12 protein-coding genes are annotated in these 15,316 nt (G+C 44.5%); 3 read left to right on the top strand and 9 right to left on the bottom strand.

Annotated features, from left to right (window positions below; all coding sequences use genetic code 11):
• Positions 1-221: 221 nt before the first annotated feature.
• Positions 222-2,132 (top strand): methyl-accepting chemotaxis protein, encoded by a 1,911-nt coding sequence (locus M9194_RS07600; RefSeq protein ID WP_250612027.1) that lies wholly within the window; start codon positions 222-224, stop codon positions 2,130-2,132.
• A 91-nt stretch (positions 2,133-2,223) separates the two neighbouring features.
• Here the strand turns inward: M9194_RS07600 and M9194_RS07595 are convergent, their stop codons facing one another.
• The 9 genes from M9194_RS07595 to M9194_RS07555 all read right to left on the bottom strand — a co-directional run bounded on the left by M9194_RS07595 (position 2,224) and on the right by M9194_RS07555 (position 12,153).
• Positions 2,224-2,991, bottom strand: coding sequence for a substrate-binding periplasmic protein (locus tag M9194_RS07595; RefSeq protein ID WP_250612026.1), 768 nt, complete (start codon positions 2,989-2,991; stop codon positions 2,224-2,226).
• Positions 2,992-3,139: 148 nt separating this feature from the next.
• Positions 3,140-4,414, bottom strand: a complete 1,275-nt coding sequence (gene gabT / locus M9194_RS07590; RefSeq protein WP_250612025.1) for a 4-aminobutyrate--2-oxoglutarate transaminase — start codon at positions 4,412-4,414, stop codon at positions 3,140-3,142.
• 18 nt (positions 4,415-4,432) lie between these two features.
• Positions 4,433-5,860, bottom strand: a complete 1,428-nt coding sequence (locus tag M9194_RS07585) for an NAD-dependent succinate-semialdehyde dehydrogenase (protein WP_250612024.1) — start codon at positions 5,858-5,860, stop codon at positions 4,433-4,435.
• 35 nt (positions 5,861-5,895) lie between these two features.
• Entirely contained in the window at positions 5,896-6,978 is a 1,083-nt protein-coding gene (gene aguA, locus M9194_RS07580; RefSeq protein ID WP_250612023.1) for an agmatine deiminase, read from the bottom strand.
• Between the two features lie 13 nt (positions 6,979-6,991).
• The gene (aguB, locus tag M9194_RS07575) at positions 6,992-7,858 is read right to left on the bottom strand and encodes an N-carbamoylputrescine amidase (protein WP_250612022.1); all 867 of its coding nucleotides are present in this window, start codon (positions 7,856-7,858) and stop codon (positions 6,992-6,994) included.
• A 96-nt stretch (positions 7,859-7,954) separates the two neighbouring features.
• Entirely contained in the window at positions 7,955-9,229 is a 1,275-nt protein-coding gene (locus tag M9194_RS07570) for an NAD(P)/FAD-dependent oxidoreductase (protein ID WP_250612021.1), read from the bottom strand.
• A 63-nt stretch (positions 9,230-9,292) separates the two neighbouring features.
• Positions 9,293-10,777: an aldehyde dehydrogenase gene (locus M9194_RS07565; protein ID WP_250612020.1), complete on the bottom strand. Its 1,485-nt coding sequence runs from the start codon at positions 10,775-10,777 to the stop codon at positions 9,293-9,295.
• Between the two features lie 58 nt (positions 10,778-10,835).
• Positions 10,836-11,393, bottom strand: coding sequence for an HTH-type transcriptional regulator PuuR (gene puuR, locus M9194_RS07560; protein WP_250612019.1), 558 nt, complete (start codon positions 11,391-11,393; stop codon positions 10,836-10,838).
• A gap of 10 nt (positions 11,394-11,403) precedes the next feature.
• The gene (locus tag M9194_RS07555) at positions 11,404-12,153 is read right to left on the bottom strand and encodes a gamma-glutamyl-gamma-aminobutyrate hydrolase family protein (protein ID WP_250612018.1); all 750 of its coding nucleotides are present in this window, start codon (positions 12,151-12,153) and stop codon (positions 11,404-11,406) included.
• A 296-nt stretch (positions 12,154-12,449) separates the two neighbouring features.
• Here M9194_RS07555 and M9194_RS07550 point away from each other — a divergent pair, with 296 nt between their 5' ends.
• Positions 12,450-13,793 carry a glutamine synthetase family protein gene (locus M9194_RS07550; protein WP_250612017.1) on the top strand — a complete coding sequence of 448 codons (1,344 nt, stop codon included), beginning with the start codon at positions 12,450-12,452 and terminating at the stop codon, positions 13,791-13,793.
• Positions 13,794-13,878: 85 nt separating this feature from the next.
• Positions 13,879-15,297: a Na+/H+ antiporter NhaC family protein gene (locus M9194_RS07545; RefSeq protein ID WP_431769396.1), complete on the top strand. Its 1,419-nt coding sequence runs from the start codon at positions 13,879-13,881 to the stop codon at positions 15,295-15,297.
• The last annotated feature ends 19 nt before the right edge of the window (positions 15,298-15,316 follow it).

Raw genomic sequence — 15,316 nt, 5'->3', positions numbered from 1 at the left:
CATAAGGACTGAAGTGTAGAATAACTTCTCTTTTTTCAAATCTCTACACCCAGCAAATCACAATCTAGCAATTTGAATAGTATTGACAAGACTATAGCAATCTTTATTGACAAATTTGGTGTTTAGCTCATTTACTACCACACTCAATGAGTGAAGTATCAGAATGTTATTAAAGCTCGCCAAAAACAAATTGTGATTGGCTGAGTGATAGGGATGAAAAGATGAGAAATTTAGGATTTAAACAGCTACTGCTCATTTTCATTGTGTTGCTAGTGATAGTGTCAGTCTCTGTCTCAAGTTACGTGGCATATACAAAGCAAAAAGAAACGCTTGTTGAGCTCATTACTGCTTCGAATCAAAGCTATGTTAAAGGTCAAGCAGACAAAATCTCCGCTCAGCTTGGCGAGAAGGTCGACGGACTTGAAAAACTGGGCAAGTACTTTGACAACAAAGACATTACTGGAACAGCGGATGACTTTATCGAATTAACTCACATTATTGCCAATGCCGCCAACCTAAATAGCTCTGTTGTCGCATTTACCAATGGTGATGCTTACTGGAACCAAACTGCGAAAACTTGGCCCAATCACAAATTTGAGGGTGATGTAACCACTCGTGGTTGGTATCAATTGGCTCGGCAAAATAGTTCAACCACCATCACTGAGCCCTACCAAGGTAGTGAAGGCGATACCTATTGGGTTTCTATTGTACGCAAAACCAAAAGCGGCATGATTTCTGTTGATATGCAGTTAGGGTTCCTCAACGAAATTGCTAAAGGTGCCAACACCATTCCTGGAGCGATAGCAGTGATACTCAGTGGGGATAAAACCATCTTGGCTTCGTCGACAAAAGATGTGGCTGCGGGCAGCAAAACCGACCAAACCCCTTGGCTTAACCAAGTCGCAAGTAAAGCGGTAGGTCAGTCGCATATTATGTATGATGGTAATGCCGATGGTATGGATAAGCTTTTCTTTTCCCATGAAATCAACATTGCTGGCAAAAAGTGGTATTTCATAACCGGCCTAGATAAAGACATCGCTTTCGCTGCCCTGTCAGATGCAAAGCAAGCCGCCATTATGACCGCAATTATTGCGACAATAATCAGTGTCGTCGTCGCCTTGTTTGTGATGAATATTCTCTACAAACCTATTCTCGCTTTGAAGGCAACCATTGTCGGTTTAAGCGAAGGTAACGGTGATCTCACTCAACGGATTACGGTCACCACTCAAGACGACCTCGGCCAAATATCTGAAGGCGTCAATAAGTTCATTGATAGCCTGCAATCAATGATGTTGGATATAAGTGAAGCCGTACACCAGCTCAACGGAAACGTAGATCAGATGCGGGACCAAAGCCAGCGCAACTCAACCATATTGCAGGACCACGTTCGAGAAACTGAGCTTGTGGTAACAGCAATAGAAGAAATGAACTCCACAGCCGAAGCGATGGCAACAGACGCTGCCAATACCGCTCAGCTTACCCAAAAAGCGAACGACGCAAGTTCTGCATCCAAAGTCACGGTCACGCAAGCACAGTCCAACGTGCAAGATCTCGTTGAAGACGTCAGTGTAGCATCAGAAAACGTAAACAAGATGGCAGAGGAAACCGATGGTATCAATACCATCCTTGGCGTAATCGGAGACATAGCAGAACAAACCAACCTGTTAGCTCTTAATGCTGCAATAGAAGCGGCTCGCGCGGGTGAGCAAGGACGAGGGTTTGCTGTTGTGGCCGACGAAGTACGTAACCTAGCCAGTCGAACCAAAGACAGTACAGAAGAAATTGAATCTGCCCTAGCAAGTCTATTAAGAGGCAGCCAGTCAGTGGTTGATTCAATGGACTCCACAAAGGAAAAATGCGGACAAACCGCTGAAGGTGCTGGTGAAGTGGCAGAGAGCCTAGATGTCATGACGGACTTTGTTACTGAGATCAATGATTTAAGCACGCAAATCGCTACCGCGGCAGAAGAGCAAAGTAGCGTGACTCAAGAGCTAAGCCGTAACATGAGTGCCATTAATGATATTGTTGGTGAGCTTGATAACAATGGGCAGCAAGCGCTGGATCAAGCGCATAGTATCTCAGACATCAACGCCCACCTTGCCGATATCGTCAATCGCTTTAAACTTTCTTAGCGAAAAATACACAAGTGACTTAAACAAAAAAACAACCTGGACATCATGTTCAGGTTGTTTTCCGTTTAGGTCACTATAAGATGCGAGATGTTCAGTTACCTTCTTCCAAACTATATCGGTCAACAATATCTTGATACTCAGTTGTCAATAAAAACGCATTGAGTTCTTTATTTATTTCAGGTAAGTTTTCAATAAATTTAGATTTTTTAGACATCATAACTCTCATTAAGTAGGGATCAAATCCAATCTTAGTATTCACGATTTTATCTTGCAGATCATGTCGTTTTATTTGATAATTCGCGACGATTTCCCCACCTATATAGAGATCTGCTCGTTTTGTCGCGAGAAATTGAATTGCAGGCTCAATATTGTTTAAATAGGTTGTATTTATATGATATTGCGAAAAGTTCTTTTTATACCACCCATTTCCCAAATACGTGACAACAGTAAATTCTTGAGTGGCCACATCTTTTGGCTTTGATATTTTTTTAATCTCTGCTAAACGTTTATTCCCTTTGTAAGTGTAAACGCTATTATACATATCATAGACCGTCTTCTCCGTGCCAACGGAGTACTCACTACGCTCAGGCGTTTGAACTGTAATCATAAAGTCTGCGGTTCCATCTGCCACATAGCTTTGGCAGCGCTTCCACGGTAGCTGCAAATACTCGACTTCCATTTTTAGATTTTTTTCGAATATAACTTTAACAATATCAATAAATAATCCTTCTGGCTCACCATTACCATTAAGTTCATGAACTGGAGGCCAAGGGTCAAAACAAAAAGATATTTTGTTCTCAGCCTGTGAATAACCACTCCATGTCATCATAGCTATCAGAGCAATAATTAATTTCTTCATTGTACATAATCACTATAAAGTCCCTTTATTCATTAAATGTAGCAGTTTATTTCATATTTAAAATTCCAGATAAAACAAAGGCCCTTGCTAACATAGGTAGCAAGGGCTCCGCTCGACTACTAATATAAGAATCAATAGATATTCTAAATCATTTAATACTGGACAATAGAACCATCTCTAATTTGTCCAACCCATCTCTTAATACCTGATTTTCAATGGTTAAAGGTGGCAGTAATCGAATAACATTGGATTTAATTCCGCATGCAAGTAGTATCAAACCCGCTTCCTGAGCCTTTGAAATGACCTCTTTTGCTACCTGCGGAAGAGGATCTCCCGATTCAGGGTCAGTGAACTCAATTGCCATCATCGCGCCAAGAATTCGAATATCGCCAATCTGAGGTAGCGTTTTTCTCAGCTCATGCATCCGCGTAGACACTTGCTCGCCTATATCGAGTGCTTTCACGCAAAGCTGCTCTTCCTCAATGATGTCAATCACCTCCAATGCAGCTACACAACCAAGTGGAGAGCCCGCATAAGTGCCGCCTAATCCACCCATTGCGGCTGAATCCATGATATCTGCTTTACCCACTACCGCGGATATTGGATAGCCGCCAGCAATGCCCTTCGCCATAGTCATTAGATCTGGCTCTATATCCAAATACTCCGTTGCAAACACTTTACCTGTGCGCGCAAACCCTGTTTGAATCTCATCGGCGATAAGTATAATTCCATGCTTGTCGCATAACGTTCTCAATGCTTTCACCCATTGAACCGGTGCTTGATAAAACCCTCCCTCACCTTGTACAGGCTCAAAAATGATGGCAGCAACTCGCTCGGGCTCAATATCGCAAACAAAGATATCTTCTAAAGCGGATAAGCTCTGCTGAACGGTTACCCCATGAAATTCATTTGGATAAGGTGCGTGATAAATATCGCTAGGAAATGGGCCAAAGCCTGATTTGTAAGGTGCTACTTTACCAGTGAGCCCCATTGCTAGGTTTGTACGGCCATGAAACCCACCTTTAAACGCAATCACACCCGATCGCTTTGTGTGCGCACGTGCAATTTTTACCGCGTTCTCAACCGCTTCTGCGCCTGTGGTTAACAACACTGCTTTTTTATCCGAATTGCCTGGTGCCAATTCTGTCAGTTTTTCAGCCAATTGCACAAACGATGGATAAGGCGTTACCATTGCGCAAGTATGAGAGAAATCATCCAGCTGCTGCTTCACCGCGTCGACAATACGCTCATTACTGTGGCCAGTATTAGTAACCGCTATACCTGAAGCAAAGTCAATGTAGCGATTTCCTTCAACATCCCATATATAAGCGTTTTTTGCTTTGGCAACATAAAGTGGGTATACCGCGCCCATACCATTTGCGATGACCTGATTTCTTCTTTCATGCCACTGGTTATTAGTCATTTCGCTCTCCTACATTTATCACAGACCGCCAAAACAGAGATATTTCACATCCATATATTCGTCCAAGCCTTGCCTTGCACCCTCTCGGCCGATGCCCGACTGTTTCACACCACCAAATGGTGCCACTTCACTCGATACCATTCCTTCGTTAATACCGACCATGCCATACTGTAAAGCTTCAGCGACTTTCCAAATTCGTTTAATGTTGTGGCTATAGAAATAAGACGCAAGACCATAAATGGTATCGTTAGCCATATCGATAAGCTCTTCATCGCTGCTAAAACGGATAACAGGCGCGACTGGGCCAAACAATTCGTTTTGCACGCCTTCCATATCATGTTTAACATCACGTAGGACGATCGGCTGTATAAACAACCCGTCTAGCTGTTGTGTTGGTGATACGGGTGATGCACCTTGTTCGACAAATTTATCGATACTAAATTGGATATTCGCTTTGGCGGATTCGCTGATTACTGGGCCAAGGTGTACGCCTTGTTCTAGCCCATTTCCAACCTTGAGTTTCTGCACTGCTTGGTCAAATTTCGTCACAAATTCTTCATAGATACTGTCGTGAACATAAAAGCGGTTGGCGCATACACAGGTTTGTCCGGCATTACGGAATTTAGACGCCATCGCTCCTTTCACCGCTTCGTCGATATCCGCATCGTCAAAAACAATAAACGGCGCGTTTCCACCAAGCTCCATTGAAGTACGCTTAATATCGCCCGCACACTGTTTCATTAAGATACTGCCGACACGTGTAGAGCCAGTAAAAGAAAGTTTGCGAATGATTGGGTGGGTTGAAAAGATTTCACCGACCTCTTGCGGTGACTCCCCTAGTACTACCTGCAATACGTCTTTATCGATACCTGCTTGACGAGCAAGCTCGACGATAGCAAACGCAGACAAAGGAGTAAGCTCGGCTGGCTTAACAATAAAGCTACATCCTGCTGCTAGAGCTGGGCCTGCTTTTCTCGTAATCATGGCAATTGGAAAATTCCATGGCGTAATCGCACAAGCAACCCCAACAGGTTGTTTTACCGTAACCATCCGCTTGTCAGCACTTGGGGACGGAATGGACTCTCCGTAACTTCGCTTCGCCTCTTCTGCGAACCATTGAATAAAGCTGGCACCATACACTACTTCACCTCGAGCTTCCGCCAACGGTTTTCCTTGCTCAGAGGTTAAAATTCTTGCTAAGTCTTCTTGGTTTTCAATAATAAGCTGATACCAGCGTTGTAAGCGTTCCGAACGTGTTTTTGCAGGTAAAGCAGCCCAATCCTTCTGAGCAACTTGCGAGCGTTCTATCGCATCAATGATGCCATTTTTGCTTAATTTTGGAACCTGTCCGATCGTCTCACCATTGGCCGGATTAACGACGGAAAGAGGTTGTTGGTGTTGTTCTTTGAGTACTGCGAGCAAACTTGAGTTGTGGATAGTTTTCATTACTGCAACCTATTTGGTTATTATTCTTTCAAAGGCTAAGCGGGAATGTGCTGAGTGATGCAATGAATATTCCCACCTCCCAGTAAAACTTCTCTAGACGGGAGTGAAATAATCTCATATTCCGGTAAGGCCAATGACAAGATCTCAACAGCTTTTCGATCATTTTTTTCTTCGAACTGAGGTAAAAAAATATGTCGGTTAACCATTAGAAAATTTGCATAGGAAGCACTCAGCCTTTCCCCCTCGCATCTTATCATGCCGGATTTAGCCAAAATGGACTGTACCTCTTCTTTTCGATATTTAAGTGGCCCGGGTAATGGCAACTTGATGACTTCTATGCGTCTACCTTTTGCGTCGGTTTGCTCACTTAATTCCTGTAATGTTTGGCGAGAGCGGCAATACTGTGGATCATGCTCATCATCGGTCCAACTCAATACCACTTTCGCGGGCGCAATGACGTGAATTAAATTGTCGATATGCCCATCAGTCTCGTCGCTATACAATCCATGAGTTAACCAAATGACCTTTTCAATGCCTAGATAGTCCTTAAGCCCTTCCTCAATCTGCGTCATGGAAAGTTGCGGGTTTCTCCCCGGACTGAGCAAACACTCCTTAGTGGTGTAAAGCGTTCCTTCACCATCAGTGTGAATCGCGCCTCCCTCTAGCACAAATGGGGCTTGATAGTAGTCGATTCCGGAGTACTCGCACACCGACTGAGCGACACGATCGTCATCACTCCAATCGTCGTATAGCCCATTAAATACACCACCCCAGGCATTAAACTGCCAACTGACCCCTCGCTTTTGACCCAACTTGTTTGTCACTACGGTTGGCCCAATATCTCTCATCCACGCATCGTTGTAGGACATCAAGACCACATTAACGGTGTCGTCTAATAAAGTGAGCGCGTGGGCGTACTGAGCCTTGCTCACTGCAACATACACAGAAACGACTTTAGCGATTGCGTTGGCAATTTGAGCGAAATTTTGTTGAGCGGGCAAGGCATTGTCTCGCCAATTGTCCTTTCGTTCAGGCCAAGCTAGCCATACATCAGACACTGGTGAGAATTCTGCAGGAAAGGTAAATCCATCTTGCTTAGGGGTTGAAGTCAGTTTCATGCCATCTCCGTGCTCAAACAGACAATTTCATCAAATCAGAGTACAGTTCCGGACGACGGTCGCGAAATAGCCCCCAAGCATGTCTTGCCTTCCTCGCATCATCTAAGTCGATTTCCGCATAGATGATTTCCTCTGCTTCTCGACTGCCTTGCGCGAGTTTTGCCCCGGTTTTATCAGTAATAAAAGAAGAACCATAAAATGTGGTTTCAACCCCATCGTCAATTTCTGTACCAACACGATTCGAGGCAATGACAGGAACCATGTTGGCCGCAGAGTGCCCTTGCATCACTCGTTGCCAATGATCCCTCGAATCTAGGCTGGCATCTTGTGGCTCTGAACCAATGGCAGTGGGGTAAAATATGGCTTCAGCACCATTGAGAACAAGACTTCTCGCCAGCTCAGGAAACCATTGGTCCCAACATATTCCTGCGCCAAACACACCAAATTGGGTGTGCCAAACCTTAAAACCGCTGTCTCCAGGGCTAAAATAAAACTTTTCGCTATAGCCAGGTCCATCCGGAATATGAGATTTACGGTAATTGTCTAATACCGCGCCATCTGCATCGACCATGACTAACGAGTTGAAAAATGTATTCCCGCAGCGCTCAAAGTAGCTCACAGGAATCACCACGTTAAGCTCTCTAGCCAAGCCACTCATATGTTTAATCAACTTACTACTTATGTATGGCTCCGCAAGCTCAAAATACTTAGCTTGCTGTTTTTTGCAAAAGTACGGAGCAGCAAATAGTTCTTGTGGAACAATGACATTCGCTCCGTTGCTGGCCGCTTCTCGAATGGCATTCGATATTTTGTTCAGATTCTCTTCTATATCCCAACTCATCGAAAATTGAAGAGCGGCAAAGGTAACGATCTTGCTCATAGAGTTTTCCTTTTGACTCGGTAGATCCCCTCAAACAAGCCGTTTCAGGGACATTAGAACAACACTTTGTAGTTGCACCGGGAATTTAACGCCAAGCTAAACAGCAAGTTTATCTCGAATGTTGTAGTAGGCAGCACCTAGGGCGGTCAGCGGAATTTGCAAATGTCTTCCACCGGGAAAGGCGTAATGTTTTAGAGAAGCAAAAGCATTAAACCTGTTACTGTGGCCTGATAAAGATTCCGTTAATAACTTTCCAGCTAAATGAGAACACGTTACACCGTGGCCGCTATAGCCCTGTAAGTAGTAAAAATTATCCTCATGAACACCAAATTGCGGCATACGTGAATACGTCAGCAAAAAGTTTCCAGTCCACGTATAGTCCACTTTAATGCCTTGCAATTGAGGAAACACTTTCTCCATTTTCGGCCTCACTAACGCCTCGATGTTTTGTGGATCTCTTGCGCCATACACCACACCACCACCAAAAAGTAGCCTTTTGTCAGCCGTTAACCGAAAATAGTCGAGTAGATAGTTGCAATCTTCAACGCAATAATCGGACGGCAGTATGGTTTCTAGCAAACTTGCGGAAAGAGGCTCAGTGGCTATCACTTGTGTACCGCATGGAATAGCTTTGTTGCTAATTTTTGGTGCCAACTGACCAAGGTATGCATTCCCAGCGATAACCACATACCTTGCTTGAACTTCGCCCAACTCTGTTTTCACAACCGGAGAATGTCTTTTCTCCATGCTAATCACTTTAGACTGTTCAAAAATTCTCCCGCCTAAGGACTCAATGGCTTTGGCCTCACCTAGAGCAAGCTTCAGTGGATGAATATGCCCACCTCGTTTGTCGAGTAGCCCTCCGACATACTGGGTAGTCCCAAGCGCACGGCTCAGTTCATTAGCGTCAAGGAGTTCTAACTGGCTGTTGCCAAATCGTTCCCAGTCGCGCTTGTGTTGCTGCAACCCTTTAAGCTGTTTTTGATTCAGCGCAGCAAACACGCCCCCTACTTTGTAATCACAATCCACATCATAGCGTTTGATGATGTCTCGAATGATATCCCCACCTTCAAAGATCATGCTGCATAATGTATTGGCGGTAGTAGAGTCGTAACGCTTTTCGATTACATCAACGTCGCGACTGTAGCTATTGACCACTTGCCCGCCGTTTCTCCCTGTCGCACCAAAGCCCACTTTACAGCCCTCTAGGACAACAACATCGTAGCCAGCCTCACAAAGATGCAACGCAGAAGACAAACCACTAAACCCAGCACCGATAATACACACATCGCATTTAATACGGTCTCGTAGTTGCGGATATTCAGGTATATCGGTAATTGAATTAGCGTAATAAGAGCGGGTATGTGACATTTTCATAACTCCTTTTATTGCTTATGGCTTTACGCTGCTGCGCTAGATGACTTGAAACAGCACTTATGGGTTAAGACGAATCCAAGTGGTCTTGGTCTCTGTAAACTTTTCTAGAGCGTGCAATGATTTATCCCTGCCATTACCGCTCATTTTGAACCCACCAAAAGGCACGCTCATATCACCTTCGTTGTAGTTATTCACCCACACTGTACCTGCGGCAAGCTTTTTCGCGACCCGATGCGCGCGGTTAATGTTGTCAGTCCAAATCGCCGCTCCAAGACCATATTTAGAATCATTGGCGATTTGGATCGCTTCTTCTTCAGTCTCAAAGGTAATAACGGACAAAACGGGGCCAAAAATTTCTTCCTGCGCAACGCACATGGAATTGGTGACGTTATCGAGAATCGCTGGTGACAAGAAGGCCCCCGTTTTTATCGGCTCTTCACCACCAATTAAGCTAGCGCCTTCCTTTATTCCCAATCGGATATAGTTTAAGACCTTGCGCTTATGTTCGACATCGATAAGAGCACCCATAGCGGATTGTGGGTCCAGAGGATCTTTCGGCTGGAAACGCTCAGTTGCAGAAAGCAATTTATCTACGAATTCGTCTTTTATGCTGTTATGAATAAGCAGCCGAGTAGCGGCAACACACACTTCACCTTGATTGTAGAAACACCCCGCCGCCGCTTCATTTGCCGCTTTATCAAGATCTTCATAATCATCAAAAATGATATTGGCATTTTTGCCTCCAGCTTCTGCCCATACCCTTTTAAGATTGCTCTCGCCTGAGCTCACCATCAGTTGGCCAGCGACTTTGGTAGAGCCTGTAAACGTAATGCAATTCACATCTTGATGCCTAGCTAACGCTTCACCTGCTTCATGTCCAAAGCCAGTCACTACTTGAAACACGCCTTTCGGTATGCCCGCTTCATTGGCCAACTTACCTAAAAATATTGCCGTTAGCGAAGATTTCTCAGAGGGTTTCAATACCACACTGCAGCCCGCGGCTAGTGCGGGGCCCAATTTCCAACATGCCAACCAGAGCGGGAAGTTCCAAGGAACGATAGCAGCCACCACACCAATCGGTTGATGAGAAATAAAAGCATGGACCTCTTTCTCGGTTGGTGCCACTTCCCCATAAGTTTTGTCGATGGCTTCAGCGTACCACCGTATTGCGTTGGCGGAGCCCGGTATATCGGTGGAATAGCTATGGCTGATCGGTTTACCCGTATCTAATGTTTCTAGTAGAGCTAATTCATCACGGTGCGAGTCAATCAAATCAGCAAATCGCAATAGCACGCTTTTTCTCTGTGTGGGTGAAGCATCACTCCAAGACCCGTCATCAAAAACGCGGCGCGCATGGGAGACAGCACTATCAACGTCCTCTTGCAAGCAACGTGCAACACAGCCAAGTACCTCACCTGTAGCTGGGTTAACTACTTCAAATTGCTGCTTTTCCATAGCAGAACAGTACTCGCCATTAATGAATGCCTGTGTTTGTATTTCGAGAGTTTGTTTCAGTTCTTGCCATTCTTGCTGCGTTTTCATAGTCTTTTCCAGATTTAGATGCTCGGCAGCCACGCCGAGCCTTGTTAAAGTCAAAACATCAAAACGATGTTGGAGTATGTGCACTAATTAGCTTGCAGGGTGTATCACTATGATTGGTAAATTTATGTGGCAACGTGGTATCGATAATGTAGGACTCACCAGCTTTTAACTGATACGTTTTTCCGTTATATTCTAATTCCAACGTACCTTGTAAAATCGTGCCAACTTCTTCACCTTCATGCTCAATTTGTTCTCTGCCCGTGGAGCTACGGGGGGCGTATTCCTCGATGAGAAAGCCGATCACTTGCGATTGTTTTCCTCGGCTTACAAGCTTCATCGAAACAGAGTCGCTACCGATTTCGATTAGCTCTTCAGGTTTCACTACAACTCGTACTTCTCTACTTTCTTGCTGCTCTAAAGTAAAAAATTCTGATAGCGACAAAGAAAACACATTTACTATCTTATGCAACGAGCTCACAGAGGGGCTTACCTTGCCATTCTCTATCGAAGAAATAGCGCTATGTGTAATGCCAGCTTTCTCTGCTAACTCCCGTTGTGACAAGCCTTGCTGCTTTCTTAACTTACTAATATTTTTGCCAATCTGTTCATTTTCCATTCTGACGGCCTTACTCTTGGTTAGAAGCCGCCATCATAAAATGTCTAAATAGAAGTTGAGAGAATGAATTGTGAATGGCGTTCCATTCTGGGTGCCACTGCACACCAATGAAATATTTTTGATCAGGCAAACTAAACGCCTCGACCAATCCATCTGATGCTTTGGCTTCCACCAATAAACCAGGTGCTAACCGTTCGATACCCTGATCATGCAGTGAATTCACTTCTATCCTTGTCGAATCCAAGTTCGTGTCTTCCAACCACTGTGAAAATAAGCCTTGTTTCTCAACCCATACCGAGTGAGACGGTGCATACACTTCACTAAAATCATTTGAATCAGCTTCTCCATGCCCCTCGTACCCTGTTTGAAGCAAAAACGGATTAAGTGTGCCGCCCAAAGCCACGTTCATTTCTTGAAATCCGCGGCATATACCGAGGCATGGCTTGTCGGTATCGATAGCAGCACGAATGAGATCAATCGCAACATCGTCTCTGATTTTGTCCAAATAGGGTTCATGGTGGTTCGCTCCATAACGCCTAGGTTCAATATTTGAATGACTTCCCGGAAAAAGTATCCCGTCACACAGCCTAAGCAGTTCTCTGATCTGAACGCTCCCAACTGAACTAGGCAACAAAATGGGTAAGCCACCGAAACGTTTTACCACGTCGATATACCACTCATTTGCCACTTGCACCGCATACCGTTTGACCTGTTTCGAGCAAGTAACAAGTCCAATTACTGGCGGAAATACTCGCTTCATGATGGTCACCTCGCGCTTTTTATTTAACAAAAACACTACAATTCATGTTAAATATTTTCAACACAAAAGTTTCAAAATTAGCATTTTTGTGATTTAAACCGCATATAAACTCTTACTTTGACCTATTTTTGGTTTTTATATTGTTCACCTTGCAATCAAATGTTAACAATTGGTTATTGTTGCTGTTCGATTTATTGAACAAAGAATTCGTATCACAACTAACTACTTGACCAAGGTTTTTGCATGGCTTCAGTTCATGCAAACTGGTTGGGTTGCACTCATTAAAGGAGAGACAGATGGACTCATTCTTACAAGAAGTTGAAGCGTTTAAACAACAGTGGCCAGAAATAGAATACATCGATCTGATCTTTCCCGATATCAATGCAACCCCAAGAGGAAAAAGAGTTCCGGCTTCCTCATTAGATAAGCTAGTAAAAGGAATTGCGTTACCTCTGTCGACTATCTCCCTCGATACAAAAGGCAACGTCGTTGAAGCTGCCGGGCTTGGAGAAGCTCTGGGCGAGCCCGATCATTTTTGTTTTCCAATTTCTGGCACTCTTGTATGTTCTGCCAACCCCAAAGTAGGCCAGGTTCTGCTTACCATGACAGAAGACAATGCAGCAATTTCACATCCCTTATGTCCGCGGACCATCGTCGAGAATATGCTTGATGCCTTACATCAAAAAGCGCAGTATCCGGTGATCGCGTTAGAGCTTGAGTTTTATTTGCTTGACCGAAATCGTGACCCCAATGGAGAACTTCAAACAGCAATAAATCCAGCCAAGAATCAAAGAGAAAAAGACACTGAGGTCTACCATTTAGATGGCCTTGATGATTATTCTGATTTTTTGCACGACCTTAATACGCTTGCTCAGCAACAAGGGCTAAATACGTCTGGCGCTTTATCAGAATCCGCACCGGGTCAGTTTGAACTAAACTTCAATCACTCAAAAAATGTTCTAAAAGCATGCGATGACATCATATTGGCAAAGCGACTCATTAAACAAATCGCAAGGAAGCATGGCTTTGATGCCACATTCATGGCCAAACCATTTAGTCATCAAGCAGGCAGCGGGCAACATGTACACTTGAGCTTGGTCGATGAGCAAGACAATAATTTGTTCGCACAGACTGATGGCACCAATACTAGTCTGTTTTATCAAACCATTTCTGCCATACTAGCTCAAGCGAACAGCGCTATCGCATTACTTTGTCCAAACGTTAATTCGTATCGTCGCTTCACTCCCGGTAGCTACGTACCCACTGTGGCAAATTGGGCGGAGAACCACCGCGGCGTGGCGCTGCGGGTTCCTCTTAGCGATGGCAAAAATCGACGCATAGAGCACCGAATCGCGGGAGCGGATGTAAACCCTTACCTGCTGGTGGCGACGGTCCTAAATAGCGTACTCACCAGTTACAAATATCTCGCAGAGCAATGCCCTACACCTCTAAATGAACAAGCACAATGTCTACCTACTAGAATGCATGAAGCTCTAGCGCAATTGGAAGCGGGCGAGTTAACAGAAATGTTCCCTCACGAGTTTATTAAGTTGTTTCTCGCGTGCAAAAAAGCCGAGCTTGCGGACTTTGAGCGCTTCATTACACCACTAGAAATTGATTGGATGCTCCACTCCGCGTAAACCCAGCAGAAAACAAGGTAAAACGGCCATGACAAATCCAAGTTCCGTGATCCACAATCCCGTAAGGTATTTCAATAAGCATACAATGCTCTCGCTAACCGTCTTATTTACATTGGGTTTGTTTACCTATATCGGATTAACTCATCCAAAAGGGCAAGACTATGGCTGGTTAAGCCTATTACCCACCACTCTGGTATTAATTTTTGCGCTCACAACACACAGAACGGTCGAAGCGCTTTTCTGTGGCACGATTGCTGGCGCGCTGATGCTAAACCCGGAGAACGCGGTAAAACAGGTAGTCAATATATCCTTAGAAGTGATGGTAAATGACACAATAGCCTGGATTATCTTAGTGTGCGGGTTAATGGGCGGACTTATCGCGATTCTAGAAAAAGGCGGCAGCATCCTTAGCTTCAGCAACATATTGGTCACGAAAATAAAAAGCCGAAAACAATCTTTGTTGATGACGTTCGTATTGGGCATCGTGATTTTCATCGACGATTACTTGAACGCTATCGCCATCTCATCTTCAATGAAAAAGGTCACCGATAACTACAAAATTTCACGCGAAAAATTGGCTTACATGGTCGATTCAACTGCTGCACCAATCTGTATCATCATTCCTATATCAACTTGGGCAGTGTTTTTTGCCTCACTCCTTGAAGCTAATGGTATCGCGGTGGCAGGCCAAGGTATTCACGTTTATATCGACTCGATCCCATATATGGCCTACGGTTGGGTCACGTTGGTCGTGGTTTTTTTGGTTGCAACTGAAAAGATACCAGATTTAGGTGCAATGAAAGCCGCGGAAAAGCGAGCACGCTCAGGCAAAACCAAGCCAGATGGGGTTCAAGATATCGACTTTGGAGCGGATATCAAACCTCACTCGAACCCAACAATTGGACTGATTAATTTTTTGTTGCCCATGGCAATACTCGTTTTAGCCAGTTGGTACTTTGGTATTGACTTACTGGCTGGCGTGTTCGTCGCCATCGCATTTACTATCTGTTTTTATGGTTTACAAAAACTCATCACAATGAACGAAATGTTCGACGCAGTATATGACGGCATCAAAGTTATGCTCCTCCCCCTAGCAACCGTCATTGGTGGTTTTATGCTCAAGCATGTGAACGACGCTCTAGGTATTACCCAATATGTCATCGAAACAGTAGGCCCTCTCCTTTCTGCTCAACTTTTTCCCGCCGTGATTTTTCTGGTAACAGGAGGGCTGGTCTTTGCCACCGCCTCTTCTTGGGGAGTCTTTGCGGTTGCAATGCCAATTGTCTTCCCTTTAGCTGCACACCTAAATATCCCTGTCCACATTACTATCGGAGCGCTACTTTCGGCGTCTGCAGCTGGCAGCCATTCATGTTTCTTTAGTGACTCCACTGTGATCTCTGCACAAGGCTCCGGTTGCAGTCCCATGCAACATGCTATTACCCAACTGCCCTACGTCGTTATTGCTGTTGGTGCCACGACGCTTTTCTTCTTATTCGTGGCATAGCAATGGGCACATAACCATA

Source organism: Vibrio sinus, from assembly GCF_023634645.1.
Taxonomy (GTDB): Bacteria; Pseudomonadota; Gammaproteobacteria; order Enterobacterales; family Vibrionaceae; genus Vibrio; species Vibrio sinus.
This window is presented reverse-complemented; position numbering and strand designations above follow the sequence as displayed.

What these genes read in the sequence shown, in the direction of transcription:
- M9194_RS07595 (WP_250612026.1), bottom strand. Translation starts at nt 2,991, where the DNA reads ATGAAGAAATTAATTATTGCTCTGATAGCTATGATGACATGGAGTGGT.
- aguB (WP_250612022.1), bottom strand. Translation starts at nt 7,858, where the DNA reads ATGAGCAAGATCGTTACCTTTGCCGCTCTTCAATTTTCGATGAGTTGG.
- puuR (WP_250612019.1), bottom strand. Translation starts at nt 11,393, where the DNA reads ATGGAAAATGAACAGATTGGCAAAAATATTAGTAAGTTAAGAAAGCAG.
- M9194_RS07570 (WP_250612021.1), bottom strand. Translation starts at nt 9,229, where the DNA reads ATGTCACATACCCGCTCTTATTACGCTAATTCAATTACCGATATACCT.
- M9194_RS07555 (WP_250612018.1), bottom strand. Translation starts at nt 12,153, where the DNA reads ATGAAGCGAGTATTTCCGCCAGTAATTGGACTTGTTACTTGCTCGAAA.
- aguA (WP_250612023.1), bottom strand. Translation starts at nt 6,978, where the DNA reads ATGAAACTGACTTCAACCCCTAAGCAAGATGGATTTACCTTTCCTGCA.
- M9194_RS07550 (WP_250612017.1), top strand. Translation starts at nt 12,450, where the DNA reads ATGGACTCATTCTTACAAGAAGTTGAAGCGTTTAAACAACAGTGGCCA.
- M9194_RS07600 (WP_250612027.1), top strand. Translation starts at nt 222, where the DNA reads ATGAGAAATTTAGGATTTAAACAGCTACTGCTCATTTTCATTGTGTTG.
- M9194_RS07545 (WP_431769396.1), top strand. Translation starts at nt 13,879, where the DNA reads ATGCTCTCGCTAACCGTCTTATTTACATTGGGTTTGTTTACCTATATC.
- gabT (WP_250612025.1), bottom strand. Translation starts at nt 4,414, where the DNA reads ATGACTAATAACCAGTGGCATGAAAGAAGAAATCAGGTCATCGCAAAT.
- M9194_RS07565 (WP_250612020.1), bottom strand. Translation starts at nt 10,777, where the DNA reads ATGAAAACGCAGCAAGAATGGCAAGAACTGAAACAAACTCTCGAAATA.
- M9194_RS07585 (WP_250612024.1), bottom strand. Translation starts at nt 5,860, where the DNA reads ATGAAAACTATCCACAACTCAAGTTTGCTCGCAGTACTCAAAGAACAA.